The sequence below is a fragment of the Streptomyces sp. Je 1-369 genome (assembly GCF_026810505.1).
Taxonomy (GTDB): Bacteria; Actinomycetota; Actinomycetes; order Streptomycetales; family Streptomycetaceae; genus Streptomyces.
Genome location: NZ_CP101750.1, coordinates 2,728,017 through 2,750,821, shown reverse-complemented (window position 1 = coordinate 2,750,821; position 22,805 = coordinate 2,728,017). Strand labels below are relative to the sequence as shown.

Here is a 22,805-nt window from a genome sequence, read left to right as displayed (position 1 = left end):
CCGGATGCAACGGAAACGTTGGTTCCGTAAATGTAATTGACCTGATAGGTCGCCTTATGCCGCTCTATCGGCGCACGGCCCTGCTCCTCACACCCTGCTCCTCACGCCCTGCTCGTCACGGCCGCGTGCTGACCTGGAGCTCCTTGACCCCGTTCAGCCACGCGGAGCGGAGTCTGCGCGGGTCACCGGTCAGGTGCAGGCCCGGCATCGCGTCGGCGACGGCGTTGAAGATGAGGTTGATCTCCAGAACCGCGAGGGACTTGCCGAGGCAGAAGTGCGGGCCTCCGCCACCGAAGCCGAGGTGCGGGTTGGGGTCGCGGGTGACGTCGAACTTCTCCGGCGATTCGAACACGTCGGGGTCGTGGTTGGCCGAGGAGTAGAAGATGCCGACCCGGTCGCCCTTCTTGATCCGCGCCCCGCCGAGCTCCATGTCCTGGACGGCGGTGCGCTGGAAGGAGACCACGGGGGTCGCCCAGCGCACGATCTCCTCCGCGGTGGTGGCCGGGCGCTCGCGCTTGTAGAGCTCCCACTGGTCCGGGTGGGTCAGGAGGGCGTGCATGCCGTGGGTGATGGCGTTGCGGGTGGTCTCGTTTCCGGCCACGGCGAGCAGGATCACGAAGAAGCCGAACTCGTCGGAGGAGAGGTTGCCCTCGTCCTCGGCCGCCACCAGCTGGCTGACGATGTCCTTGGCGGGGCACTCCTTGCGGGCGGCGGCGAGGTTCATCGCGTAGGAGACGATCTCCATCGCCGCCTCGGCCCCGACCTCCTCGGTGATGGCGTACTCGGGGTCGTCGTACGCCGCCATCTTGTTGGACCAGTCGAAGATCTTGGTCCGGTCCGCCTGGGGCACGCCGATGAGCTCGGCGATGGCCTGGAGCGGCAGCTCGACGGCGACGTTCGTCACGAAGTCGAAGGAGCCGTCGGGGGCCGCGTTCGCGAGCGCCGTCTCGACGATGGACCCGGCGCGGGCGCGCAGCGCGTCCTCCAGCGAGCGGATGGCGCGCGGGGTGAAGCCGCGCTGCACGATCTGGCGGACCCGGGTGTGCTCGGGCGGGTCCATGTTGAGCATGATCATCTTCTGGACTTCGATCTGATCACGGGTGATCGTCTCGTTGAAGCGGATGATCGCGGTGTTCAGGTTGGAGGAGTACAACTCGGGGTGCGTGGACACGTACTTGACGTCCTCGTGCCGTGTGACGGCCCAGTAGCCCGCGTCGTCGTAGCCGGATATGCGCGGTGGCTGGGCGATCCAGCGCACCGGTTCCGCCTGCCGCAGCTGTGCGAACTCCGGCAGGGGTACGCGTTCTTGGAGCAGGTCGGGGTCGGTGAAGTCGAACCCGTCGGGCAGCGCGGGACAGGGCATCGGCAACTCCAGGCGTGGGCTGATTTCCGACGGTCGGGTCTCACGTGTCCTTCTGTCGGCTCTCACATATTTCTGACGGGCCATCAGGACAGTTGCCTCGCAAGGTAGTAACGGGTTCTACAAGAGGCAAGGGCCAGAGCGGGCCCGGTTGTGTGCGGGTCCCGCGCGCAATGCGTGCAAGACCCTTGCGGCACCCCGGTCCCGCTCAGCAGACTGCAAGGCGGAACTAGAACGCGTACTAGTTCCACTCGCGAGCCGCCGGGACGGCTCGCGGGATGTGGAGAGGGAGGACGAGCCATGGCCGCGGAACCCGTCATCGTCGAAGCAGTACGCACGCCCATCGGGAAGCGCTCAGGAGCGCTCGCCAATCTCCACCCCGCCTATCTGCTCGGTGAGACCTACCGTGAACTCCTCGGCCGCACCGGAATCCACGCCGACTGCGTCGAGCAGATCGTCGGCGGCACGGTGACGCACGCCGGGGAGCAGTCCATGAACCCGGCGCGCACGGCCTGGCTCACGATGGGCCTGCCGTACGAGACCGCGGCGACCACCGTCGACTGCCAGTGCGGCTCCTCCCAGCAGGCCAGTCACATGGTCGCCAACATGGTCGCGGCCGGCGTCATCGACGTCGGCATCAGCTGCGGCGTCGAGGCGATGTCACGGGTGCCGCTCGGCTCGGGGTCCAAGCACGGACCCGGCAAACCCTTCCCCGACGAGTGGAACGTCGACCTGCCCAACCAGTTCGAGGCCGCCGAGCGCATCGCCCGCAAGCGCGGTCTCACCCGCGAGAACGTGGACTCGCTCGGCCTCATCTCGCAGGAGCGGGCGGCCGTCGCCTGGGCCGAGGAACGCTTCAAACGCGAGACGTTCGCCGTGCAGGTGCCCACCACGGAGGAGGAGCAGGTCGCGGGGCAGGGCATGTGGCGGCTCGTCGACCGCGACGAAGGGCTGCGCGACACCACGATGGAGGGCCTCGGCAGGCTCAAGCCGGTCATGCCGACCGCCGTGCACACCGCGGGCAACTCCTCGCAGATCTCGGACGGCGCGGCGGCCCTCATGTGGGCGTCCAAGCGGATGGCGCGGGCCCTCAAGCTGAAACCGAGGGCGCGCATCGTCGCGCAGGCGCTCGTCGGCGCCGACCCGCACTTCCACCTCGACGGCCCGGTCGACGCGACACGCGCGGTGCTCGGCAAGGCGGGCATGTCCCTGAAGGACATCGACCTCGTGGAGATCAACGAGGCGTTCGCGTCGGTCGTGCTGAGCTGGGCGCAGGTCTTCGGCCAGGACCTGGAGAAGGTCAACGTGAACGGCGGCGCGATCGCCCTCGGCCATCCGGTCGGGGCGACGGGGGCGCGGCTCATCACGACGGCCCTGCACGAACTGGAGCGAAGGGACAAGGAGTTCGCACTCATCACGATGTGCGCGGGCGGGGCGGTGGCGACGGGGACGATCATTCAGCGGCTCTGAAGCCCTGGTCACAGGCCCCCGGGGTGGGTGGCGTCAAGTACACCCCGTGGCCGGGGGGTGCTCGGATGTCGGCCCGCCGGTGACTCCTCGTAACGTCATGCCCATGAACGCCGAGAGCGCGAACGACGCCGACTCCACGCCTGGCACGAACGACACCAACTCCACTCCCCGTCACGCCCGTTCCGTACGACGAGGGGGAGCCGCCCTCGCCGCGCTGCTGCTCGCGGGACTCACCGGACTCACCGCCGCACCCGCCGCACAGGGCGCCGAGGGTGCCAAGGGTGCCGGGACCGCCGACGGCCGACCGGCTGCCGTCGCACCCCACTCCGCCCGGGGCGCCCTCCTGGACATCACCCCGGTCGCCGACCTGAGCCGTGCCGAGGTCGCCGCCTTCCTGAAGAAGGGCGAGTTCGGCACGGAGACGGTGCGGTACGGCGTACGGGCGTACCGCCTCACCTACCGCACCGTCGACACCCAGGGCCGCCCCACCACCGCCACGGGCCTGTTCGTGCTGCCGAAGACCGAGCGACACCGCGCCCTCGGCCTCGTCTCCGACGCCCACGGCACGATGGTCCACCGCGACTACGCCCCCTCGGTCACCGAGGACTTCGGACGGCTCATCCCCTACCTCCACGCCGCCGCGGGCAAGGCCGTCGCCGCCCCCGACTACCTCGGACTCGGCAAGGGCCCCGGCGTCCACCCGTACATGGACGCGCGCTCGGCGGTCACCGCCTCCGAGGACATGCTGCGCGCCTCCCGCACCGCCGCGCACCGTGAGGGGCGCACGCTCTCCGAGGACCTGTACCTCACCGGGTTCTCGCAGGGCGGCCAGGTGACGATGGCCCTCGCACGGGAGGCGAAGCGCGGGCTCGCCGGGTTCACGGTGCGCGCCGTCGCCCCCGTCAGCGGCCCCTACGACCTGTCCGGCGAGGAGATGCCCGCCCTCTTCGACGGCAGGGTCAACGACACGAGCGCCGTCTTCTACCTCTCGTACTTCCTGGTCGCCCAGAACCGCCTGCACTCCATCTACAAGGACCCGTCCGACGTGTTCCGTGCCCCCTACGCGGACCGGGTCGAGCAGCTCTTCGACAGCCACCACAGCGAGGAGGAGGTCCTGCCCGCGCTGCCCAAGACGCTGAAGGAACTGCTCACGCCCGCCTTCTACGAGCGCACGCAGCACCCGACGGGCGGCCTGAAGGAGGCGCTGGCCGCGAACGACGGCTTCTGCGACTGGAAGCCCGCGGCTCCCGTACGGCTCTACGCCGCGCGCGGCGACACCGACGTACCCATCCAGAACGCCCGCAGCTGCGCGGCGACCCTGGCAACGCACGGGGTGCGGGCACCGGTCCTGGACCAGGGCGGGGTGCCGCACATGGAGTCCCTGGGGAAGGCGGCGCCGAAGATCGCTCGGTGGTTCGCGACGGCGGGGTCGTAGGCGGCGGCGATACGCGAAAGAGGCGGCAACCCCGTGGGGGTCGCCGCCTCATTCAGTGGCGGTCCTCAGTGGCGGTTCGCGCCGGCTGCTCAGTACCAGCCGTTCGCCTGCCAGTGGTTCCACGCGCCGACGGGGCTGCCGTAGCGGTCGTTCATGTACTTGAGACCCCACTCGATCTGGGTCTCCGGGTTGGTCTTCCAGTCCGCGCCCGCCGAGGACATCTTCGAGGCGGGCAGGGCCTGGACCAGGCCGTAGGCGCCGGACGAGGAGTTGGTGGCGCTCGGGTTCCAGCCGCTCTCGTGCGAGACGATCTTGTCGAACGCGGCGAACTGCGCCGGGTCCGCGATCTTCTTCTTGGCGATCGCCTTGGCGGACGCGGGGGCCGCGGCAGGAGCGGCGGCCGGGGCGGCGGCCTTCGTGGTGGTCGGGGTGGCTGCCTGGGCCGGGGCCGCGGCGAAGACCATGCCGGAAGCGGCGGCGGCGACGAGGCCGCCGGTGATGGCCTTCTTCGGGGAAGCGATGCGGCGGATGAGCGAGGCGGACACAGAGGACCTTCCGGTGGGGAACGGGGCTGTCGCGGTGCACGCCGTCCGGCACGGAAGTGTGGGGGACATGCGGCGGCGCCGAGGCCCGGATGGGCTGTCGGCGCCTTGCGACTCATCCAGAGAAGCAGGGCTGTTACGCCGCCGCAATGACCCTATTTACTAGTGGAAGTCGCATCCGAGACGAATGTCCTTCGTGTGACCTGGTTCTCAATGCGCAGGTCAGCGCGGTGATTGATGCATGTACGTCAACGGTCGTGATCTACGGGCCTCCTTCGTAGAGGACCAACGTCCTGTGGGCCGCCTCACTCGGGAAGGCCCTCGACGTAACGGAGCGCGTCGGTCTCCCTACGCTTTCGGCGCCTCGAATGTGACCGGCGCCTCGAACGCGGCCCGGCGCGTGGCCCGGCGCAGCGCCTTCAGGACGGCGGGGCCGAGCGCGAGGCTCAGCAGCACGGTGACGACCGCCCGCGGCAGGTCCCAGCCCAGCGAGGTCGCCAGGCAGTACGCGACGAACCGGCCCAGGTTCTCCGCGAGGGGGTCGCCCGGCACGAAGGAGACGCCGGTGGCGAGACCGCCGAGGTAGGGCCAGCCCTGGAGGTTCATCACCGTGCCGTACAGGACGGAGGCCACCGCGCCGTAGCCCGCGAGCAGCCACAGCTCGCCCCGCCCGCGCAGGCTGCCATGGCCGGGGAGCAGCCCCGCGCCCATGCAGACCCAGCCCATCGCCAGCATCTGGAACGGCATCCACGGCCCCACGCCGCCCGTCAGGAGCGCCGACGCGAACATCGACACCGCCCCCAGCACGAACCCGAAGCCGGGACCGAGCACGCGCCCGCTCAGCACCATCAGGAAGAACATCGGCTCGATGCCCGCCGTCCCCGCGCCCAGCGGCCGCAGCGCGGCGCCCGCGGCGGCGAGCACGCCGAGCATCGCGATGGCCTTCGCGTCGAGGCCGACGTCCGCGATGGTCGCCACGACGACGGCGAGCAGCAGCGGAAGCAGCGCGGCGAACAGCCAGGGCGCGTCCTGCGCGTGCTCGCTGAGCCCCGAGTCGCCCGCGGCGAGCAGCGGCCACCCGAAGGCGGCGACGCCGACGGCGCTGACCAGGGCGAGCGCGGCGACCGAGCGGGGGCCGAGGCGGATCGGCCTGGCCTGGCCGCGGGTCTTCGGGACGACTGTCACGAGGGCTCGCCTCCGACCGCGTCCAGGGCCCGGCGCACCTCTGTGACCGTCAGCCACTCCTGCGGCGCCAGGATCTTCGTGACCTGCGGCGCGAAGGACGGCGACGACACGACGATCTGCTCGGTCGGGCCGTCCGCGACGACCTCGCCGTCCGCGAGGATCACCACCCGGTGGGCGATCTCGGCGGCCAGCTCCACGTCGTGCGTGGCCAGCAGGATGGCGTGCCCCTCGGCGGCGAGCCCGCGCAGGACGGTGGCCAGCCGGGTCTTGGCCGCGTAGTCGAGGCCGCGGGTCGGCTCGTCCAGGAGCAGCAGGGGCGGGCGCGTGGTCAGGACGATGGACAGGGCGAGCGTCAGACGCTGGCCCTCGGAGAGGTCCCGGGGATGCGTGTCGTCCGCGATGCCCGGCAGCAGCTCGTCCACCAGGGCACGGCAGGTGCCGGGCGCCGCGTCCGCGTCGTGGTCGGCGGCCGCGCACTCGGCGGCCACGGTGTCCGCGTACAGCAGGTCGCGGGGTTCCTGCGGGACCAGGCCGACGTGCCGGATCAGCTGTCGCGGGGACGTGCGGTGGGGGACGGCGCCGCCGACGCGGACGGTGCCCGACGTGGGTTCGAGCAGGCCGACGAGGGCGGACAGGAGCGTGGACTTCCCGGCGCCGTTGCGGCCCATCAGGGCGACGGTCTCACCGGGTGTGACGGTGAGGTCGACACGGCGCAGCGCCTCGACGCGGCCGCGGCGCACGGCGAGACGCTCGACGGAGGCGACGGCCGCGTCCCGCCGTGCCGCCGATGCCGTACGTTCCTTGCGCAGCTTCGGTGGCCTGCGCCCTGCGCCCGCGAGTTCTTCGACGGAGGCGACGGCGGCCGCCTTCTGCTGTGCCGCCGATGCCGTACGTTCCTTGCGCAGCCTGGGCCACCGGCGCCCGCCGCCCGGCTCCGCGACCGGCTCGGCCGGTACGTCCCTCCGCGGCTCCGCGCCCGCCAACCGCTCCCGCAGGTCACCCGCCCTGCGCCGCGCGTCCCGCACGGTCAGCGGCAGCGGCGACCAGCCCGCGATACGGCCGAGGGCGACGACCGGCGGGAAGACGGGGGAGCGGGCCATCAGCGCGGCCGGGTCGCCGAGGACGGGCACCTCGCCCGGGGCGGCGAGCAGCAGCACCTGGTCCGCGTACTGCACGACCCGCTCAAGGCGGTGCTCGGCCATCAGGACCGTCGTACCGAGGTCGTGCACGAGCCGCTGGAGTACGGCGAGGACCTCTTCGGCGGCGGCGGGGTCGAGGGCGGACGTGGGCTCGTCGAGGACGAGGACCTGGGGGTGCGGGGTGAGGACCGAGCCGATGGCGACGCGCTGCTGCTGGCCGCCGGAGAGGGTGACGATGGGGCGGTCGCGCAGGTCGGCGAGGCCGAGCAGGTCGAGGGTCTCCTCGACGCGCCGCCGCATCACGTCCGGGGCGAGCCCCAGCGACTCCATCCCGTACGCAAGCTCGTCCTCGACGGTGTCCGTCACGAAGTGCGACAGCGGGTCCTGGCCCACGGTGCCGACGACATCGGCGAGCTCACGCGGCTTGTGCGTACGGGTGTCGCGCCCCGCCACGGTCACGCGGCCGCGCAGGGTGCCACCGGTGAAGTGCGGCACGAGCCCGCTGACGGTCCCGAGCAACGTCGACTTCCCGACCCCGGACGGCCCGACGAGCAACACGAGCTCACCTTCGGGGACGGTGAGGTCGACGCCCCGGACGGTGGGGCCGGGCGCCGCGTCGTAGGTGACCGAGACGTCCTCGAAGCGGATCATGAGGTCTCCTCGGAGGAAGTGGGGGAGGGGCCCGGGCCCGGGTTCTTCGGCTCGGCGCCGGGCGGCGGCATGCGCCAGGCGGCGGGTGAGGGCTGCGTCCGGGGAGTGGGGGCGGTGGGGGTGGTCTCGGCCGTCTCGGGCGCGGGGGGCGTTTGGGCGGCGCAGGCGGGAGGCTCGGTGCCGCGTGGGGTGGGTGTCGTCGGTGGCGTATCCCCGGAGTGGGGGGCGGTCCCGCGCGAGGTGGACGGTGCGGGCCCGGGCCTCGCGGGCGGCGTGCTCTCGGGCGCGGTGGGCCGGGTGTTTCCAGCGGCGGTGGGCCGGGTGTTCTCAGGGGGTACCGGTGCCACGAACGCCGGGAGCAGGCCGAGCAGGACCGCCGCCGCCGGCCACACCGGCAGCTCGGGGGCCACCAGCGGGACGACTCCCGGGTGCAGTGCCGCCGGGTCGTGCGACGCCGCCCAGATCGTCAGGGCCGCCACCGCGATCCCGGACCCGGCGACCAGCCAGGCGCGGACGCCCCACGGGTCGGGGCGGTAGCGGGTGCGTACCGAGCGGCGGCCGCCCAGTCGCAGGCCCGCGAGTGCGGCGAGGAGGCCGGCGGTCAGGGCGGGCAGGCCGTAGGACGTGCCTTGTGCGGTGAGCAGTCCGTACGTACCCACGCAGACGCCCATGAGACCGCCGAGGGTCAGGGCGGACGTCGCCCTGCGGACGCCCGCCGGGACGGGCGACGTGCGGCCGAAACCGCGCGCGTCCATCGCGGCCGCCAGCGCGACCGACCGCTCCAGCGCGCCCTCCAGGACGGGAAGGCCGACCTGGAGGAGTCCGCGGATGCCGCGGTCGGGACGTCCCCGCAGGCGGCGCGCGGCACGCAGGCGCTGTACGTCCACGACCAGGTTCGGGGCGAACGTCATCGCCACGACGACCGCCACCCCGACCTCGTACAGCGCGCCCGGCAGTGACTTCAGCAGCCGCGCCGGGCTGGCCAGCGCGTTCGCCGCGCCGACGCAGATCAGCAGGCCGGCCAGGCGGATGCCGTCGTAGAGCGCGAACGTCAGGCCCTCCGCCGTCACCCGGCCGCCGATCCGCACGCCCCTCGCCCAGTCGGGCAGCGGCACCTCCGGCAGCGTGACGACGGTGTGCGTGCCGGGGATCGGCGAGCCGAGCACGATCGCGAAGACGAGCCGGATCGCGATGACCACCAGCCCAAGCTTCACGAACGCGCCGTACGACTTCGCCCACGGCGCCGACGTCCGCCGCGCCGCCACCACATAGCCCGCGACGCCGACCAGCATGCCGAGCAGCAGCGGATTGGTCGTGCGGGACGCCGCGGTGCCGAGGCCGATGGCCCACACCCACCACGCGCCCGGGTGCAGCGCGTTGCCGCGGTGCGCCTCGGGGGCGAGGCGGCGCCGCAGGAGGGCGGGCGCGCCGCCGCCGTGGTCCGTCATGGTGCTGTCCGTGTCGTGTCCGTTGTCCGTACGAGCCGCGCGTCAGCCGCGACGGCGGCGGGCCTGCCAGATCCCGGCACCGCCGAGCAGCGCGACGGCGGCGATCCCGGCGATCAGACCGACGGAGGGTCCACCGTCGCCGCCGTCACCCCCTCCGACCGTGTTGTCCGACTCCGGCTGCGTCTTCGTGGACGTACCGTCGCCGGCGACCTGCTCGCCGCAGCCCGTCTTCGGGTAGCCGTCGATCGCGCACAGCAGCGCCTTGCTGTCGTAGCGCAGCGGCTTCGCGACGGAGGCGAGCGCCTCCGCGCTGGTGGCGTCCTCGCCGACCTGCGCGCAGGCGGTCCGCCGCTTCGGCGGCGTCCCGCCGCCGGGGGCGTCGCCCGCCGTACCGAAGTCGACGACGAGGCCCACGCGCTTGCGGCCGTCCTTCGCCGGGGTGTCCTCGCAGATGGCGTCGAAGTCGACGGGGCCGCGCGGCTTCGCGGAGTCCTTCGAGTCGTCGGAGACCGAGAACCGGAAGCCCTGCACGTCCCCGTCCTCGGGGCGCGCGGTGCCAGGACCCTGGCTGGCGTACGTCCACTGCGCGCCGTCCCGCTCCCAGAACGACCAGTAGCGGTAGCCGGCGGCCTGGGCGGGCGCGGCGGCGAGGACGCCGAGGAGCGCGGCGAGGAGGACCCCGACGGCCAGGCGCCCGCGCCGCGCACGGCCCCGCGTCACGGCTGCTTCTTCTTGCGGTTGCCGCTGTACAGGAAGCCGATGCCGATGCCCGCGACCATGCCGACGCCGATGATCCACCAGACGCTGACGCCGCCGTCGTCGTCCTTCTTCTCGTCCGCGTCGGACGCGGACGACGACTTCGCGGAGTTCTCGGGGGCGGGGCCCGTGGCGTTCAGCTGCTTGACGAGGTCGGTGCCGCCGAAGTCGCGGGCGTCCAGGCCTGCCGCGTGCGCGGCGAAGATCAGCTGGGAGTACGCGGCCGGACCCGACTGCTTCGCCCAGTCCGCGGAGTTCTCCGCCAGCCAGTCGGCGGACTTCTTCGCCCGCTCGCTCTGTCCGGCGGCGGCGAGGGCGAGCACGGAGTCGGCGGTGTTGCCGAAGTCCGGCTGGTCCGTGGAGCCCGGCATCGACGACATCAGGTGGTCGTCGGTCTTGCCGAGGGTGTCGAGCAGATAGCCGACGCCGTTGCTCGCGGCCCGCGTGGCGGTGTCCGGCTTCGCGCACTTGGGTGCGGCGTCCTCGGACTTCTTGGGGGCGGAGACCACGAGGCCCTTGCCGAGGCTGCCGAGGACACCGGCGGCGGTGGCGTCGGCGTTCGGCGCGAGCTTGCCGGACTTCATGTCGGCGAGACCGAAGGCGCCGCCGTCCTTGCCGCAGTCCATGGCGAGCTTCGGCAGCGCGTCGTAGGCGGACTTGCCGTCCTGGGACTTCACGTCGGCGGGGTTGCGGCCCGCGGCGACGAGCGCGCCGACCACGATGCCGGTGGAGTTCGCGTCGGAGGGCAGCCCCGGGTTGTAGCCCCAGCCGCCGTCCTTGTTCTGCACGGACTTCAGCCAGTCGACGCTCTTCTTGACCGTCTTGTCCTGGCCGCCGAGCGCGGCGAGCGCCTGCACGGCGGCGGCCGTGGAGTTGCTGTCGACCGCCGTCTTGGAGTCGCACGGCTCGGTGGAGTCCGCGCGGTACGCCGCGAAGCCGCCGCTCGCGCACTGCTGGCCGGTCAGCCAGTCCACGGCCTTGGCGGCGGGCTCGACGCCCTCGGTGTGCTGGGCGAGCAGGGCGTACGACTGGCGGAACACGCCGTCGAACTTCGGGTCGGTCTTGCCGTAGAGGCCCGAGGGGAGGGCGGCCGACGGCGACGGCTTCGCGTCGTCCGCGATGGCGGCCGGTGCCGCGGCCGAGCCGAACACGGCGACGGCGGCGGCCAGGACCGCTGCGCTGCGACGAACGTTCATGATGGGGCGGGTTGCCTCTCCCTGCGGGGAGCGGGGCGGCACGGACCGTGCGAGCACGGCTACCGGGCGGCTCCGGCTCCGTATACCTCGACGGTGCCGCTCATCGGGGGCCGATGAAGCGAGCCGGTCACGTTCCGCGCCGGGCATTCCGGCTTGCCACGCTCAGTGGCATATACGGCTGCGGGTCAGCGCCGGAATCGCACCGGCTTCCCCCTGGCGGACGTGAGGACGACGCCCTCACTCTACCGGCCGGTCCGCGCACCTCTCGGGTCACACCGCCACGAACGCGACCGGATCGCTCCCCGGCACGGCCTCCGCGCGCCCCAGTTTCACCAGGCGCCGCACATGGGCCTCCGCCTCGGAGACGGCGATGGTCCTCGACCCGTAGGGGATTTCGTCCCAGGGGCGGTTCCACTCCATGCGCTCGGCGATCCGCCAGGGAGTGAGGGGCTCGGCGAGCAGGGTGAGGAGTCCGGTCAGGCGCTCCTCGTGGTGGGTCAGGAGCTCGTGGACGCGGGCGGGCGCGTCGGTGAACGTGCGCTGGTGGGCGGGGAGGATCTCGGCCGGGTCGAGACGGGCGACGCGCTCCAGGGAGTCCAGGTAGTCGCCGAGGGGGTCTCCCCCGCTCGAGCGAAGCCGAGAGCTTGGGGAAGGATCGGTGACGGTCTCCGATTCGGGGTCCTCGTACAGGCCGATGTGCGGGGTGATGCCGGGCAGCAGGTGGTCGCCGGAGAAGAGGCGGCCGTTGCCGCGCAGGCCCGCCGGGTGGTCCTCCTCCAGGTGGAGGCAGACGTGGCCGGGCGTGTGGCCGGGGGTCCAGATGGCGCGCAGGCGGCGGCCGGGCAGGGCGAGGAGTTCGCCGGGGGTGATGGAGCGGTCGGGCAGGGCGGGGGCGAGGCCGGGGAGTTTGTGGGGGCGGCCCTCGTCGCGGGCCCGGATCAGCGGGGCGACGTGGTCGGCGGGCGCGCCGGCGGCCGTGAGCTTGTCCACCAGGTACGCGTACCAGCGGTCCGGCGGGTTCGAGCGGGTGCGGCGGACCACGGACGCGTCGGCGTCGTGCATGGCGAGCCACGCCCCGGACGCGTCGCGGACCTGGCCGGAGAGGCCGTGGTGGTCGGGGTGGTGGTGGGTGATGACGACGCCGTGCACGTCGGCGACGGCGACGCCGCACGCGGCGAGCCCGGCGACGAGGGTGTCCCAGGACGCCGGGTCGTCCCAGCCGGTGTCGACGAGGACCGGTCCCGCGTCGGTGTCCAGGAGGTGGACGAGGGTGAAGCCGAGGGGGTTGTCGGGGATGGGGACCTTGATGCTCCAGACGCCGCCGCCGTGCTCGGTCACCGGCGGGTCCGTCAGCTGCGGGGTCATGGGGGCCTCGTCTCTCGTCGCCGGTCCCCTCGCCGGGGGTCATCACTATAACTAGAACTAGTTCCAATAGTCGCCCAAGTCGACTGCTTGGAAGCTGTGTTGCCCCTTCCGTCCGTGGACTCCACGAACTAGAACTGGTATCAGTTCTGAAACCGTGTCAGGAAACAGTGTCGGGAAACAGTGCCGGGAAACGCTCCGCAGGAGGCAGTCAGCCATGACCGAGCTCGTGGAACACGGACAGCTGTTCATCGGCGGGGAGTTGGTCGACCCGCTCGGCAAGGACGTCATCGAGATCGTCTCCCCGCACACCGGAGAGGTCTTCGCACGCGTGCCGCACGCGGCGCCCGCCGACATCGACCGCGCCGTCGCCGCCGCCCGCAAGGCCTTCGAGCACGGTCCCTGGCCGCGCATGACCGTGGACGAGCGCATCGAGGTCATCACGAAGATCAAGGACGGCTTCGCGGTCCGCCACGAGGAGATCGCCCGCGTCATCAGCACCGAGAACGGCACCCCCTACACCTCCAGCGTGATGGTGCAGGCCCTCGCCGCGCTGATGGTCTGGGACGCGGCGATCACCGTCGCCCGCGACTTCCCGTACGAGGAGCAGCGGGACGGCGTCCTCGGCAAGCTGCTCGTCCGGCGCGAACCGGTGGGCGTCGTCGCGGCCGTCGTACCGTGGAACGTCCCGCAGTTCACCGCCGCCGCCAAGCTGGCGCCCGCCCTGCTCGCCGGCTGCCCCGTGATCCTCAAGACCTCCCCGGAAGCGCCCCTCGACGCCTACATACTCGCCGAACTGGCCGCCGACGCGGGCCTGCCCGAAGGCGTGCTCTCCATCGTCTGCGCCGACCGCGAGGTGAGCGAGTACCTCGTCGGGCACCCCGACGTCGACAAGGTGTCCTTCACCGGCTCCGTCGCCGCGGGCAAACGCGTCATGGAGGTCGCCGCCCGCAACCTCACCCGCGTGACGCTCGAGCTCGGCGGCAAGTCGGCCGCCGTCATCCTGCCGGACGCCGACGCGGCGACCGCCGTCGCGGGCATCACCCCGTTCGCCTGGATGATCAACGGCCAGGCCTGCGTGGCCCAGACCCGCATCCTCGTGCCCCGCACCCGCTACGACGAGTTCGCCGAGGCATTCTCCGCCGCCGCCAGTGCCCTCAAGGTCGGCGACCCCCTCGACCCCGCCACCGAACTCGGCCCGCTCGTCGCCCAGCGGCAGCAGCAGCGCTCCCTCGACTACATCCGCATCGGCCAGGAGGAGGGCGCCAAGATCCTCGCGGGCGGCGGCCGTCCGGCCGGGCTCGACCAGGGCTGGTACGTCGAGCCGACCCTCTTCGGCGGCGTCGACAACTCCATGCGCATCGCCCGCGAGGAGATCTTCGGCCCCGTCATCTGCCTGCTGCCCTACGGCGAGGAGGACGAGGCGGTACGGATCGCCAACGACTCCGACTACGGACTCAGCGGCAGCGTCTGGACCGCCGACACCGAGCGCGGCATCGACATCGCGCGCAGGGTGCGCACCGGAACGTACTCCGTGAACACCTTCAGCCTCGACATGCTCGGCCCCTTCGGCGGCTACAAGAACTCCGGCCTCGGGCGCGAGTTCGGACCCGAGGGATACGGCGAGTACTTCGAGCACAAGATGATCCACCTCCCCAACGGCTATGAGGGGAGCGGTGCCTGATGGGAGACCGCTGGCACGTCGAGGTCGACCGGGCGGTCTGCATCGGCTCCGGAATGTGCGTGCTCACCGCGCCCGGCGGCTTCGCACTGGACACCGCCCGCCAGTCGCACCCCACCGCGTCCGAGACCGACGCCAACGAAAAGGTCCTGGAGGCCGCGGAGGGCTGCCCGGTCGAGGCGATCACGATCACGCTGGCGCACGGCGGGGAGGTCGTGTTCCCGCCCGAGGAGTGACCCGGACCGTCCCGGAGGAGTGACCGGGCACGTTTCCGACTCGTTGACACCCGCGCCCCGTTCCTCCTCATGGCGGCGCGGGTGTCGCCATTTGTCCGGGACGCGGATATTCTGTGCTCTCGAACATGAGCGAACGTGACTTTACCCATGCGTTCCGCACGGCGATGTGATGACAGTCGTGACTGTTCCGTCCCCTGGCGCCCTGGAAATCTCTGTGCCACGCCGAGCAGAGAGGGGACGCCATGGACAAGCGGTACGAGGTCTACTGTCTGGCCGACAGGCACTTCTACGAGACCCCGGACCGGCTGTCGTCCAAAGGCGCCCCGGGCGCCACCGAGTTCCCGGTGGCAGGCAGGCCCGTCCCCGAAGGATGGCGCTCCGGACGCGTCGGCGACTGGCTCTCCCTCGTCCCCGTGGACGACGAGGGAGCCGCGCTGCCCGCGCCCCAGCAGGGCTGGAAGATCCACGTCTCCGCGACCCTCGAGAACGCGGACCGCGTCGCCTCGGCCGTCTGGGACTACTGCGTGCCCCGCCGCATCCCCTTCAAGTTCGTGCCGGGCAGACACCTCCTGCACCTGCGCAACAGCAAGTACGCGGGCCGCGACCACAGCGGCAAGGCCGTCACGGTCTACCCCGCGGACGAAGCACAGCTACAGGAGATACTCGACGACCTCGGCGACCGCCTGGAGGGCACCGAGGGCCCGTACATCCTCACCGACCTGCGCTGGCGGCAGGGCCCGCTGTACGTCAGGTACGGCGCCTTCACCCGGCGCATGTGCGACAACGGCAAGGGCACGATGGTGCCGGCCATCGAGGACGGCGAAGGACAGCTCGTCCCCGACCCGCGCGACCCCGCCTTCAAGGTGCCCGCCTGGGTGACGCTGCCGTCGTTCCTCGAACCGGCGCTCGCGGCCCGCAACACGACGACCGTCACCGACCTGCCGTACCGCATCGAGAAGGCCCTGCACTTCTCCAACGGCGGCGGTGTCTACGCGGGTACCGACACCCGCGACGGCCGCAAGGTCGTCCTCAAGGAAGGCCGCCCGCACGCGGGCCTCGCCGCCGACGGAGCCGACGCCGTCGCCCGCCTCGAACGCGAGAAGACCGCCCTGGAGACACTCTCCGGACTCGGCGTGGCCCCCGAGGTGCGCGACTGGTTCCTCCTGGACGGCCACCGCTTCCTCGTCATGGACTTCCTCGAAGGGGCCACCCTCAACTCGTTCTTCGCCCACCGGCACCCGCTGTGCACCAGCAGGCCGGACCCCGCAGCCATCACCGAGTACACGGCGTGGGCGCTGCGCATGTACCGCGCCGTCGAGGACGCCGTCACCGCCGTGCACGAACGAGGCGTCGTCTTCAACGACCTGCACCTCTTCAACATCATGGTCGCGCCCGACGAACAGTCCGTCTCCCTCCTCGACTTCGAGGCGGCGGCAGCCGTCGGAGACGCGGGCCGGCAGGTCGTCGCGCACCCCGGATTCCTCGCACCGCCCGACCGCACCGGCACCGACGTCGACCGCTACGCACTCGCCTGCCTGCGCCTCGCCCTCTTCCTGCCGATCACGTCACTGCTCTCCATCGACCGCGGCAAGGCCGCCCACTTCGCCCAGGTGATCGCCGCCGAATTCCCCGGCGTACCGGCGGAGTTCCTGGCCGAAGCCGTGGCCGAGATCGAACACGGGCCACGCGGCCGCGCCGGGGAACACGAGCGGGCGCCGGTCCGCGCAGCGGGAGACACGGAGGCCCCGGTGGGGGGCGTCCTCATGGGGGACCGGACCGGCGCCACCCGTCGGACGGCCGGGGCGACCGCGCCCCTGGTCGACCCCGCCGACTGGCCGTACAGCCGCGACTCGATGGTCAAGGCCATCCTCGCCTCGGCCACCCCCGAACGCGACGACCGGCTCTTCCCCGGCGACATCGCACAGTTCTCCGACGGCGGCGGACTCGGCCTCGCGCACGGCGCGGCCGGGGTGCTGTACGCACTCGCGGAGAGCGGCGCCGAACGCTACGAGGAAGGCGAGCACTGGCTCCTCAAGCACACGGAGCCCATCCCGCGCGGCACACCCCTCGGCCTGTACGACGGCCTCGCGGGCATCGCCCACGTACTGGACCGCCTGGGCCACCGCACCCGCGCCCTCGACCTCACCGGCCTCGTCCTCCAGGAGAAGTGGGAACGGCTCCCCTCCGACCTGTTCGGCGGGCTCGCGGGCCTCGGCCTCGCCCTGGACTCCCTCGCCCACAGCACCGGCGAACACGAACTCGCCGACCACGCGCTGCGGGCCGCCGAACTCCTCGGCGAACGCCTCACCGCCGACAGCGCCGCCGACCAGGGCAAACGCCGCCGCGCCGGACTGCTGCGCGGCGCCACCGGACCCGCACTGCTCTTCCTGCGCCTGTACGAGCGGAACGGCGACCCCGCCCTCCTCGACCTCGCGGCCCGCGCCCTGCGCGCGGACCTCGCCCAGTGCGTCACCCAGGAACGCGACGGCAGTCTCGCCGTCAACGAGGGCTGGCGCACCATGCCCTACCTCGGGGACGGCAGCGTCGGCATCGGCATGGTGATCGACGACTACCTCGCCCACCGGGACGACGCGGACCTCGAGGCGGCCCGCCCGGGCATCCTGGCCTCCGCGCGCTCACGCTTCTGCGTACAGCCCGGCCTGTTCCAGGGCCGCGCCGGACTCCTCGCCCACGTCAACCGCAGCACCACCCCGGACATCACCCCCGAGGACGTCGCGGAGCAGATCGAGGAACTCGGCTGGTTCGCCATGGCGTACGCGGGTCAGCTGGCCTTCCCCGGACACCAGATGCTGCGGCTGTCCATGGACCTCAACACCGGGACGGCGGGCTGCCTCCTCGCACTCGCCGGCGCCCTCGGCGACGACGGAGCGCACGTCCCCTTCCTGCCGCCCCTGCGGCGGCCCCAGAGCCGGTCCCGCTTCACAGCGGGGTCGTGACACAACCCCCATAGGGAAATGCGAAAAGCAACTCCCCCAAAAGAGAGGGAAGTTTCATGGCACTCCTCGACCTGCAGAGCATGGAATCCGACGAGATGACGGGCGGCGGCCACGGTGGCGGCGGCAGCCAGGCCAGCCTGCTCCTCTGCTGGAGCGACGCCAGCATCGTGCTCTGCCTCTGACATCTGCCCCAGCTGAACGGCTAGGCATTTGAAGGCCCGGGCGGCACCCCGCGAGGGGCCCGCCCGGGCTCACCCCTGCCATCTCTGCCACCTGCCAACGCCTAGGGACACGACGAGGCGACGGAGACCCTTACCGCATGGCGACGACCACCACCCGGCCCGACCGATCCACGCCACCCGCGCACCTGCTGGGCGCCGCGACCCGGTACAGCGCCGCCCGCTGCACGGTCCTCGCCCTCTGCGCCGTCGCGGGGTCGGGCGCCGCCCTGCTCCTGCCGCTCGCCATCGGCCACGCCCTGGACGCCCTCTTGACCGGCGGCGGCACCCGCTGGGTCTGGGCGTGCGCCGCACTGATCGGCGTCAGCGCCCTCCTCGACGCCCTCGACGGCGTCCTCACCGGCACCACCAACGCCCGCACCACGGCCTGGCTGCGCGGCCGCGTCGTCCGCCACGTACTGGCCGTCGGACCGCGCACCACCGCCCGCTTCGCCCCCGGCGACCTCGTCGCACGCCTCATCGACAACGCGGCACACGCGGGCATCGCACCCGCCACCGCCGCCGCACTCATCGCCGCCCTGGTCACCCCCGTCGGCGCCGTGGTCGCCCTCGCCCTCATCGACGGCTGGCTCGCCGTCGTGTTCATCGTGGGCGCACCCGTCCTCTTCTTCCTGCTGCGCGCGTTCGTGCGGGTCTCCTCGGACTGCGTGGCCCGCTACCAGCAGGTCCAGGGCGACATCGCGGGCCGACTCAGCGAGGCGATCGGCGGGGCGCGGACCATCGCCGCGGCGCACACCGAGGACAAGGAGTCGGCGCGGGTCCTGCGGACGCTGCCCGAACTCTCCCGCCAGGGCCACCGGATGTGGCGCGTGCAGGGCCGCTCCCAGGCGCAGGCCGTCGCCGTCGCACCGCTCCTCCAGATCGCGGTCGCCGCGGTCGCGGGCCACCTCGTGCTCCAGGAGCGCATCAGCGTCGGCGACCTGCTGGCCGCTTCTCGGTACGCGGTGCTCGCCACCGGCGTCGGCATGCTCGTCGGACAGCTGGGCGGCCTGGTGCGGGCGCGCGCCGCGGCACGGCGCCTGGGGGAGGTGCTCGCGGAACCCGGGACGGAACACGGGGCGGCTGAACTCCCCTCCACCGGCGGCCTGTTGGAGCTGCGTGGCGTGCGTTCGAGCCGCGGTGGACGCGCCGTGCTCGACGGCATCGACCTGACCGTCCCCGCGGGCTCCACCGTCGCCGTCGTCGGCCGGTCCGGCGCGGGGAAGTCCCTGCTCGCCGCCCTCGCGGGGCGTCTCGCCGACCCCGACGAAGGAGACGTACGCCTCGACGGCGTCCCCCTCGACTCGCTCAGCCGCGAGGAGCTGCGCCGCGAGGTCGGCTACGCCTTCGAGCGGCCCGCACTGCTCGGCGGCACCCTGGAGGGCACGATCGGCTTCGGCACCCCCCGCCCGGCACCCGACCGCGTCCGCGAGGCGGCCCGCGCCGCCCGCGCCGACCCCTTCATCACCCGCCTCCCCGACGGCTACGCCACGCCCTGCGCCGAAGCACCCCTCTCCGGAGGCGAGGCCCAACGCCTCGGCCTGGCAAGGGCGTTCGCGCGCGGCGGCCGGCTCCTCATCCTCGACGACGCGATGTCCAGCCTCGACACGGTCACCGAGCACCACATCGCCGAGGCCCTGCTCCGCCACACCCCGCACCGCAGCCGCCTGATCATCGCCCACCGCGCGGCGACGGCGGCCCGCGCCGACACGGTGGCCTGGCTGCACGAGGGCCGGATCCGGGCGGTCGGCACGCACGCGGAGCTCTGGGAACGGGCGGAGTACCGGGAGGTGTTCGGCGCGTGAAGCGGTCTACCCAGGTCACATCGGCCAAGGCGGGCCCCTACCGCAGGGGCGTGCGCTTCCTGCGGCGCAGGTGGCCGGTCGTGGTGCGGCTCGCGCTCTGGTCCGTCCTGGAGACCGGGCAGACGTTCCTCACCGGATACGCCCTCGCGCACGCGCTGGACGACGGCTTCCTCGACGGGCAGGAGGCGGTGGGCCTCGGCTGGCTGGGCGCGGCGGCGCTCGGCGTGCTGGTCGCCGCGTACGGCACGGGGCGGGTGTACCGCGCGGTCGCCGACCTGGTGGAACCGCTGCGGGACTCCCTGGTGCGGCAGGTCGTCGGGCGCGGGCTGCGGGAGGCGGACGGTGCAGCCGTGTCGCGCCTCACCCAGCAGGTGGAGATCGCCAGGGACACCTTCGCGGGCCTGGTGATGGTCTCCCGCTCCTTCGTCTTCACGGCGGTGGGCGCGCTGGTCGGTCTGTTCTCGCTGGACCCGCTCCTGCTCCTGGTGGTCGCGCCGCCGCTGCTCGCCGGGATCGGTCTGTTCGTGGCGACGCTGCGGCCGCTGGCCCGCAGGCAGGAGGAGTTCCTGGTCGCGGACGAGGAGCTGGCGGGTCAACTGGGCGTGGTCGCGCCGGGGTTGCGGGACGTGGCCGCGGCGGGCGCGGAACAGGACGTGGCCGAGGATCTGGACCGGGGTGTCGCCACGGAGTACGCGGCGGCCGGTGCCCTCGCCCGCTGGGGCATCCTGCGCACGGCGTCCCTGGCGGTCGGCGGCCAGCTCCCGCTGGTGCTGCTCCTCGCCGCGGGCCCCTGGCTCCTGGACAACGGGGTGACGCCGGGCGCGCTGGTGGGCGCTCTCGCGTACGTCACCCAAGCCCTGCTTCCCGCCCTCCACAACCTGGTCCACGGCCTGGGCGCGAGCGGTTCCCGCCTGGCGATCGTCCTGCGGCGCCTGGTGTGGGACGCGCCGGAGGCTCCGGAGGTACCGGATGCACCGGAGGCCCCCGAGGGCGAGACCCGAGAGCACCAGGCGCCCGACCACGCCCCCACCCCCACCCCCACCCCCGCCCTCCGCCTCTCCTCCCTCACCTTCGCCTACGGCCCGCACGCCGAACCCGTCCTGAAGGACCTCGACCTCACCGTCGCCCCGGGTGAGCACCTCGCCGTCGTCGGACCCAGTGGGATCGGCAAGTCCACAATGGCCGGAATCGTCGCGGGACTGCTCGAACCGGACGCGGGGGACGTGCGCGTCGACGGATTTCCCGTGCGGGGGGCGGGTGCCGTGGGTCGGCGCGTTCTCATCCCCCAGGAGGCGTACGTCTTCACCGGGACGCTGCGCGACAACCTGAGCTACCTCCGGGAGGACCCCGTCCCGGAGCGGGAACTGCTCGCCGCCGCCGACGCCGTCGGCCTCGCCCCGCTCGTAGAGCGGCTCGGCGGTCCGGACGCCGAACTGGCCCCGGGTGAACTGTCGGCCGGGGAGCGGCAGTTGATCGCGCTGACCCGCGCCTACCTGTCGTACGCCCCGCTCGCGATCCTCGACGAGGCGACCTGCCACCTCGACCCGGTCGCGGAGTCCCGCGCCGAGCGCGCGTTCGCGGCCCGTCCGGGCGGCACGCTGGTGGTCATCGCCCACCGCATCAGCTCGGCCCGCCGTGCCGACCGCGTCCTGGTGATGGACGGGGCGCACGCCCTGTGCGGACGGCACGACGAGCTGATGGAACGTTCCCCTCTCTACCGGGACCTCAACGGAGCGGGAGAGTGGGGTGCGGCCCCGGACGACGAGGTCGCCGCGTCACACCCACCCCTCTCCCTGCGAGATCCGTATCGCGTCGATCCTGTTCCGCGCCCCGGTCTTCCGGGTGATCGCGGCCATGTAGTTGCGCACCGTTCCGTTGGACAGATGGAGACTGTTGGCGATCTCGGCGACCGACGCGCCCCCGGCGGCGAGTGAGAGCACGCTCAACTCGCGCCGGGTGAGCGGCATCTGTGCCGCCTTGAGAAAGCCGAAGCCCAGCGACTCGTCGACGAACCGCCGGCCCGCCGCCACCTGTCTGATCCCCGCGAGCAGCCGTTCCGGCGGGCTCGCCTTGTTCACATAGCCGAGCGCGTCCGCCTCCGCGGCCCGCCGCAGCTGGCCGGGCCGGTTGGCGGTGGCGAGCACGAGCACCCGGCACCCCCTCCCCAACGCGGAAGGCCCGGTGAGTTCGCCGAGCGGAGCCTGTGCGTAGGTGGCCTCGTCGTCGAGGTCCACCACGCATAAGTCCGGTCGTACGCTCCGTTGCCTTCCGCGCGCATGGGACCACGGCGCGTGGAACACCTCCAGATCCGGCTCGCGGGCGAGTTGCTCCGCCAGAGCCATTCGCAACAGACAGGCGTCGTGCACGAGAAGAACCCGAATCACGCTCTGCCCCTTCAGCTTCCAGCCCCGGTTGCTCCGTTCAAGCACGCTGCCATTCATAGCGGTGAGTACCCCGGTCGTGACGCAGAGAACTGGCCAACGAGGAGGGCGGGGGCGCATTTGCCATACGACTGTGCGCCCCCCGTGCGTCGGGCAGGTGACGGACGACTTATGGGCTTGGGGGCGCCGACAGGCTATGTGCAGAACCCCGCTGTCAGGCTATGGGCAAGGCTCGACCGACAGGTTATGGGCAGGGCTTCGCTCTCGGCTATATGTGGGAGCGCCGCAGTCCGGATGCCGGGAGGAGGGCGCGGTGCGGTCCGGCTACGCGCCGGTCTCCGCCGTCAGGTCGATGAGGCGGCAGACCGTCTCGATGTCGATCTTCACCTGGGCGATCGAGGCCCGGCCCGACAGCCAGGTGATCAGCGCCGAGTGCCAGGTGTGCTCGATGACCCGCACCGCCGACAGCTGCTGTGCGGTCGGCGTCTCCTCAAGACCCATCGCGTCCAGGATGATCGCCGTCGTCAGCCGCGACACCGTGTCGACCTCGGGGCTCACCGACCGGTCCGCGAAGGTCAGCGCCCGCACCATCGCGTCCGCCAGGTGCGGCTCGCGCTGGAGCGCGCGGAAAGCCCTCATCAGCGTCTCGGCGACCCGCTCGGCAGGCGTCTCACCGGCCGGCGGACGCTTCCGGATCGTCGTGTGCATGTGCTGGAGCTGGTCCTGCATCGTGGCGACCAGGAGATGGACCTTGGAGGGAAAGTACCGGTAGAGCGTGCCGAGCGCGACGCCCGCTGCCTCGGCGACCTCCCGCATCTGCACGGCGTCGAAGCCGCCCCGGCTCGCCAGTTGCGCGCTCGCGTGCAGGATGCGGCGGCGGCGCGCCTCCTGGCGCTCGGTGAGGGCGGGCGTCGCAGGGTTCGCCGCCTTGGCTTCCGCTGTCATGTCGATGCCCCTCCGCTACGCCTCGCGAGATCGCACAG

At 72.4% G+C, this 22,805-nt stretch carries 17 protein-coding genes, 1 pseudogene and 1 riboswitch; of the genes and pseudogenes, 8 read left to right on the top strand and 10 right to left on the bottom strand.

Annotation, left to right across the window (positions count from 1 at the left end; translation table 11 throughout):
* Positions 1 to 115: 115 nt before the first annotated feature.
* Positions 116 to 1,363, bottom strand: a complete 1,248-nt coding sequence (locus tag NOO62_RS12560) for a cytochrome P450 (RefSeq protein WP_268770972.1) — start codon at positions 1,361 to 1,363, stop codon at positions 116 to 118.
* 297 nt (positions 1,364 to 1,660) lie between these two features.
* On the opposite strand from NOO62_RS12560, the gene NOO62_RS12555 reads away from it, so the two are divergent.
* Together NOO62_RS12555 and NOO62_RS12550 are read left to right on the top strand one after the other, a co-directional pair.
* Positions 1,661 to 2,830: a steroid 3-ketoacyl-CoA thiolase gene (locus NOO62_RS12555; protein WP_268770971.1), complete on the top strand. Its 1,170-nt coding sequence runs from the start codon at positions 1,661 to 1,663 to the stop codon at positions 2,828 to 2,830.
* Between the two features lie 103 nt (positions 2,831 to 2,933).
* Entirely contained in the window at positions 2,934 to 4,265 is a 1,332-nt protein-coding gene (locus NOO62_RS12550) for an alpha/beta hydrolase (RefSeq protein ID WP_268770970.1), read from the top strand.
* A gap of 89 nt (positions 4,266 to 4,354) precedes the next feature.
* Here the strand turns inward: NOO62_RS12550 and NOO62_RS12545 are convergent, their stop codons facing one another.
* From NOO62_RS12545 to NOO62_RS12515, 7 genes are all read right to left on the bottom strand, one after another.
* Entirely contained in the window at positions 4,355 to 4,810 is a 456-nt protein-coding gene (locus NOO62_RS12545) for a transglycosylase SLT domain-containing protein (RefSeq protein WP_268770969.1), read from the bottom strand.
* Between the two features lie 345 nt (positions 4,811 to 5,155).
* Positions 5,156 to 5,992, bottom strand: coding sequence for an ECF transporter S component (locus NOO62_RS12540; RefSeq protein WP_268770968.1), 837 nt, complete (start codon positions 5,990 to 5,992; stop codon positions 5,156 to 5,158).
* On the bottom strand, positions 5,989 to 7,782 hold the full coding sequence (locus NOO62_RS12535; RefSeq protein WP_268770967.1) for an ABC transporter ATP-binding protein: 1,794 nt from the start codon (positions 7,780 to 7,782) through the stop codon (positions 5,989 to 5,991). The genes NOO62_RS12540 and NOO62_RS12535 overlap by 4 nt, the downstream gene beginning before the upstream one ends.
* Complete coding sequence (locus NOO62_RS12530; RefSeq protein ID WP_268770966.1) at positions 7,779 to 9,230, bottom strand: energy-coupling factor transporter transmembrane component T; 1,452 nt, start codon at positions 9,228 to 9,230, stop codon at positions 7,779 to 7,781. The genes NOO62_RS12535 and NOO62_RS12530 overlap by 4 nt, the downstream gene beginning before the upstream one ends.
* Before the next feature lie 42 nt (positions 9,231 to 9,272).
* Positions 9,273 to 9,950: an SCO2322 family protein gene (locus NOO62_RS12525; RefSeq protein WP_268770965.1), complete on the bottom strand. Its 678-nt coding sequence runs from the start codon at positions 9,948 to 9,950 to the stop codon at positions 9,273 to 9,275.
* Positions 9,947 to 11,182: a prenyltransferase/squalene oxidase repeat-containing protein gene (locus tag NOO62_RS12520; RefSeq protein WP_268770964.1), complete on the bottom strand. Its 1,236-nt coding sequence runs from the start codon at positions 11,180 to 11,182 to the stop codon at positions 9,947 to 9,949. Before NOO62_RS12520 ends, NOO62_RS12525 begins: the two co-directional genes overlap by 4 nt.
* A gap of 120 nt (positions 11,183 to 11,302) precedes the next feature.
* Positions 11,303 to 11,428: riboswitch (cobalamin riboswitch) on the bottom strand.
* A 24-nt stretch (positions 11,429 to 11,452) separates the two neighbouring features.
* Positions 11,453 to 12,547: an MBL fold metallo-hydrolase gene (locus NOO62_RS12515; protein ID WP_268770963.1), complete on the bottom strand. Its 1,095-nt coding sequence runs from the start codon at positions 12,545 to 12,547 to the stop codon at positions 11,453 to 11,455.
* Positions 12,548 to 12,761: 214 nt separating this feature from the next.
* Between NOO62_RS12515 and NOO62_RS12510 the strand changes: the two genes are divergently transcribed.
* The 6 genes from NOO62_RS12510 (at position 12,762) to NOO62_RS39105 (ending at position 21,375) form a co-directional block, all read left to right on the top strand.
* Positions 12,762 to 14,228 carry an aldehyde dehydrogenase gene (locus tag NOO62_RS12510; protein ID WP_268770962.1) on the top strand — a complete coding sequence of 489 codons (1,467 nt, stop codon included), beginning with the start codon at positions 12,762 to 12,764 and terminating at the stop codon, positions 14,226 to 14,228.
* Entirely contained in the window at positions 14,228 to 14,461 is a 234-nt protein-coding gene (locus tag NOO62_RS12505; RefSeq protein ID WP_268770961.1) for a ferredoxin, read from the top strand. The genes NOO62_RS12510 and NOO62_RS12505 overlap by 1 nt, the downstream gene beginning before the upstream one ends.
* Before the next feature lie 242 nt (positions 14,462 to 14,703).
* Positions 14,704 to 17,418 carry a class III lanthionine synthetase LanKC gene (lanKC, locus tag NOO62_RS12500; RefSeq protein WP_268770960.1) on the top strand — a complete coding sequence of 905 codons (2,715 nt, stop codon included), beginning with the start codon at positions 14,704 to 14,706 and terminating at the stop codon, positions 17,416 to 17,418.
* Positions 17,419 to 17,474: 56 nt separating this feature from the next.
* Positions 17,475 to 17,600, top strand: a complete 126-nt coding sequence (locus NOO62_RS12495) for a SapB/AmfS family lanthipeptide (RefSeq protein WP_150218913.1) — start codon at positions 17,475 to 17,477, stop codon at positions 17,598 to 17,600.
* Between the two features lie 137 nt (positions 17,601 to 17,737).
* A complete protein-coding gene (locus NOO62_RS12490) occupies positions 17,738 to 19,441 on the top strand; it encodes an ABC transporter ATP-binding protein (protein ID WP_268770959.1) in 1,704 nt (567 codons plus the stop codon).
* On the top strand, positions 19,438 to 21,375 hold the full coding sequence (locus tag NOO62_RS39105) for an ABC transporter ATP-binding protein (RefSeq protein WP_321170570.1): 1,938 nt from the start codon (positions 19,438 to 19,440) through the stop codon (positions 21,373 to 21,375). The genes NOO62_RS12490 and NOO62_RS39105 overlap by 4 nt, the downstream gene beginning before the upstream one ends.
* Here NOO62_RS39105 and NOO62_RS12480 read toward each other — a convergent pair.
* Both NOO62_RS12480 and NOO62_RS12475 read right to left on the bottom strand, forming a co-directional pair.
* A pseudogene (locus NOO62_RS12480) lies at positions 21,301 to 21,783 on the bottom strand (LuxR C-terminal-related transcriptional regulator); the annotation flags it as partial. The gene NOO62_RS39105 and the pseudogene NOO62_RS12480 sit on opposite strands and share 75 nt — an antisense overlap.
* A gap of 363 nt (positions 21,784 to 22,146) precedes the next feature.
* A complete protein-coding gene (locus tag NOO62_RS12475) occupies positions 22,147 to 22,767 on the bottom strand; it encodes a TetR family transcriptional regulator (protein WP_268770957.1) in 621 nt (206 codons plus the stop codon).
* Between the last annotated feature and the right edge of the window lie 38 nt (positions 22,768 to 22,805).